Genomic DNA, 4185 nt, shown 5'->3' with positions numbered 1-4185 from the left:
AACCAATCCGGTCCTCTCCAGATGTTAGCTGACATCAACCCACTACAGTTGACAAAGAGCCTAAAAAACTGTCGACTGACAGTTTTTGTGACGTAATTTAAATTATGTAACTAATTGTTTTCTAAATAAAATTCAAAGCGTTCGCCGACATACTGGCTTTTTACATACTCAAAGGCCGTTCCATCATCAAAATAAGAAACTTGTGTCAAGCCTAAAATAGCATGACCGCGAGGGATTCCTAGGTATTTAGCAATTTTTTCCTTGGCCAAACGAGCATAAATAGTCTGTTGAGACTTGCCAATTTTATAGCCGTGCTCTTGTAGAGTTTGAAAGAAATGACTAGTCACTTCTTCTTTTTTGAAATTCTTTATAAATTTCTCTGGAATAGAGGCGACTTCATAGACGACAGGAACCTCGTCAGCATAGCGAACCCGTTCCATCCGAATGACATTCTCTGTCTTGTGAATGCCTAATTTTTCGACTTCCCGCTCACTAGGCAACGTCCGTCGGTAGGAAATCAGTTGGCTGGATGGAGTTTTCCCCTGGGACTTCATGATTTCTGTAAAACTAGTCGTTCCACGCATCTTTTCCTGAACGCGTGTGCTAGCAACGTAAGTACCACTACCGACACGCCGCTCAAGAACTCCCTCTTCGACCAAGAGAGTGATGGCTTGGCGCAAGGTCATGCGGCTAACTTTAAAGCTCTCAGCCAAGTCTCGCTCGCTAGGCAATCGTTCGCCAATTTCCCAAATTCCTTCGTCAATTTCTTTTTTTATTTGATCGTGAATTTTGATATATGCGGGTAACATATTGATTCTTCTTTCTTATTTGATACCTTCCTTTATTTTAATACCAAATACTTCAAATGTCAAACTAAATATGAAGGATTAGTGTTTAAAAGGCTAGTTTTTGCAGAATTTTATTTGATTTATCGAACGAAGAAGATTTTACTGTCTCTTTTAATCGTTATTCACCACTCTTGTTTCTTATCGCCTTGGAAAAATTCCTTTTTTGTGTTAAAATGAGGGGAAAGATTATTTCTTTTAAGAAAGGGAAAAGATGACAACTACAACTGAATTGCAAGATGTTGAAAAAATCATCGTGCTTGATTACGGCAGCCAGTACAACCAGCTGATTTCACGCCGCATTCGTGAAATTGGTGTTTTTTCTGAACTAAAAAGCCACAAGATTACAGCTGATGAAGTCCGTGAAATTCGTCCGCTTGGGATTATCCTCTCAGGCGGACCTAACTCAGTTTATGAAGAAGGTTCATTTGATATTGATCCAGAAATTTTTGAGTTGGGTATTCCAATTTTGGGGATTTGCTACGGTATGCAGCTCCTGACTCATAAATTGGGTGGGAAAGTGGTGCCCGCAGGTGATGCCGGCAATCGTGAATATGGTCAATCCAAACTAATGCGTACTGCTTCTCCTCTTTTCGAAAGTACTCCAGAAGAGCAGGTCGTGCTAATGAGCCACGGTGATGCGGTGACGGAGATTCCTACAGACTTTGTCTGTACAGGTACGTCTGCTGACTGTCCTTTTGCGGCTATTGAAAATCCTGACAAGAAAATCTACGGAATCCAATTCCACCCTGAGGTTCGTCATTCTGAGTACGGTTACGACATTCTGCGCAACTTTGCTCTCAATATCTGTGGGGCTAAAGGCGACTGGTCTATGGATAATTTCATCGACATGGAAATCAAAAAAATCCGCCAAACAGTTGGAGATAAGAAGGTTCTGCTCGGCCTATCAGGTGGTGTTGACTCTTCTGTCGTAGGTGTCCTCTTGCAGAAAGCTATCGGGGATCAGCTAATCTGTATCTTTGTGGATCACGGTCTTTTGCGTAAAGGCGAAGCTGATCAAGTTATGGAGATGCTGGGCGGCAAGTTTGGGCTCAATATCGTTAAAGCGGACGCAGCTAAACGTTTCCTTGATAAACTTGCTGGCGTATCTGATCCAGAGCAAAAACGTAAAATCATTGGAAACGAGTTTGTTTATGTCTTTGACGATGAAGCTAGCAAACTGAAAGATGTGAAATTCTTGGCTCAAGGTACACTTTATACCGACGTTATCGAATCTGGTACTGACACTGCTCAAACTATCAAATCTCACCACAATGTTGGCGGCCTGCCAGAAGATATGCAGTTTGAGCTGATTGAACCGCTAAATACACTTTACAAGGATGAAGTCCGCGCTCTCGGTACAGAACTTGGTATGCCTGATGAAATTGTTTGGCGCCAGCCGTTCCCAGGACCAGGTCTTGCTATTCGTGTCATGGGTGAAATCACAGAGGAAAAATTGGAAACCGTCCGTGAGTCAGACGCTATTCTCCGTGAAGAAATCGCCAAGGCTGGTCTTGACCGCAACATCTGGCAATACTTTACTGTCAATACAGGTGTCCGTTCTGTCGGTGTCATGGGCGATGGCCGGACTTATGACTACACGATTGCCATTCGTGCTATCACTTCTATCGATGGTATGACAGCTGACTTTGCCAAGATTCCTTGGGATGTTCTGCAAAAGATCTCTGTCCGCATCGTCAACGAAGTAGACCACGTCAACCGTATCGTCTACGATATTACAAGCAAACCACCTGCAACTGTGGAGTGGGAATAGATGTTCAAAAAGTCCAACTGGAATCTCAGTTGGACTTTTTAGATATGTTAGATTCTCTTGCATTAAAATTAAAGGTAAGCTTATTGGCCAAGTAATCCTTTAAAGAAATTGACGATCGCATTCCAGATATTGCTGAAGAAATTACTGCCATCCTCAAGAAGTCCGTTCGCATCAAAATTAAGGTTGATATTATTGAAGGTATCACCGGCCTTTGAGACAATACTATTTTTTAAGTCGTTGAGTGTCTTTGTGAAATCAGCATTTGTGATGACTCCGCTGTTTGAAAGATTGACCGCGAAGTTGACAATCAGGTTGATTTGGTCAGCTGTAACTGAGCTGCTGAGTCCGTAGTTTTTCAGCGTTTCTTCAACGATTTTTCGGACATCATCTTCTGTCAGATTGCTGTTATTCTTTTTAGCATTGGCAACGGCTGCTTTAATATCTGCCAGAGCCACATTTAGCTTATCTGCATCATAACCGTCCTTACCTTGGTTTTCGGCATTGATATTTGAAAGTGCGGCTAATTCTTCCTGAGCCAAGTCTTTATTTTCTTGAGGAACGGTTGCTCCATTTTCCTCCAGCGAGTAATAAATACCGGCTAGAGCGCTTTCCCCAGTTACAGGGATAGGTGCTGCTACTGTAATTTCTGCATGCTGCACGCCTAGTGTAACGGCTGCATTACGATACATATCTTCTGTAACCTTAGTGATATTTTGCGGCGTAACAATCTTGACTTGCAATGGTTTCTTATTGCCTAATTTCTGGATTTTAACAGAAGAATACAGCTGTAAGCTAGAATCATTTGCCACATTCATAATTCTTGAATAGATGTCAGTGGTCATTGTTTTCAGTGGCTTAGAATCACTGGATGCATTGTATCCCAGCAGCTGTAACGTTTGTGCTTTCTGGCTCTCATCTAGGGAATAGCCTAAAACGTACTCAGGTTGCACATAGGTTTCGTCAATCACCTTTTGTACGTTTGTGTCAGCCGTTGCTGTTGAAATGGTAAAGAGGGCAGCTACTAAAGCTCCTGCTGCCAGTAATGTTTTCTTGAATTTCATTTTACTCCTCAATCTATCTCTAAAACACCCATCTTTTAGAGAAGTATATAGCAGCCGATGATATACATCAGTTGAACTAGAATGGAAAGTTAAACCTTCATTTTCTTTCCTGTAGAATAAAATAATATAAAATTCTTAAAATTTTCTTATAGGAAAAATATGCTAAGTCTTACGGATTAGTTGTCTCAGATAAGTTCAATTAGTACTTCTCGATTATCATACAAGTGGTTATACAGAGCTAGAGAGCTATTAATCTGCCTTCTAGCAACATTTCGAATTGCTGATTAGAAGAAAGTTGTATGACAATCGATCGGCTAGCTTAGAGATTCATTATAGCCATATTTGCATGCCAATCTCACCTCGCCAAGTCATTGATATGATTGACAATACTAACCTGCTTTTGTAGATAAGACAGATTTTCGTCTTGTCTTACTCTAAAATATAAAAGTCAACCAAATCCGAAAAATATTTTATAACAAAAACCTATTGAGAGAACTCTCTAAAA

Annotated in this window: 3 protein-coding genes; 1 reads left to right on the top strand and 2 read right to left on the bottom strand. The window is 40.9% G+C overall.

What is annotated here, in order from left to right:
- Positions 1-110: 110 nt before the first annotated feature.
- On the bottom strand, positions 111-809 hold the full coding sequence (locus STRDD04_RS02905) for a GntR family transcriptional regulator (protein ID WP_062199214.1): 699 nt from the start codon (positions 807-809) through the stop codon (positions 111-113).
- A 250-nt stretch (positions 810-1059) separates the two neighbouring features.
- Here STRDD04_RS02905 and guaA point away from each other — a divergent pair, with 250 nt between their 5' ends.
- Positions 1060-2619, top strand: a complete 1560-nt coding sequence (gene guaA / locus STRDD04_RS02900) for a glutamine-hydrolyzing GMP synthase (protein WP_062199212.1) — start codon at positions 1060-1062, stop codon at positions 2617-2619.
- An 80-nt stretch (positions 2620-2699) separates the two neighbouring features.
- Here the strand turns inward: guaA and STRDD04_RS02895 are convergent, their stop codons facing one another.
- Positions 2700-3680 (bottom strand): DUF1002 domain-containing protein, encoded by a 981-nt coding sequence (locus STRDD04_RS02895; protein ID WP_062199210.1) that lies wholly within the window; start codon positions 3678-3680, stop codon positions 2700-2702.
- Between the last annotated feature and the right edge of the window lie 505 nt (positions 3681-4185).

Source organism: Streptococcus sp. DD04 (genome assembly GCF_001578725.1).
In the GTDB taxonomy this organism is placed as follows: Bacteria; Bacillota; Bacilli; order Lactobacillales; family Streptococcaceae; genus Streptococcus; species Streptococcus sinensis.
This window is presented reverse-complemented; position numbering and strand designations above follow the sequence as displayed.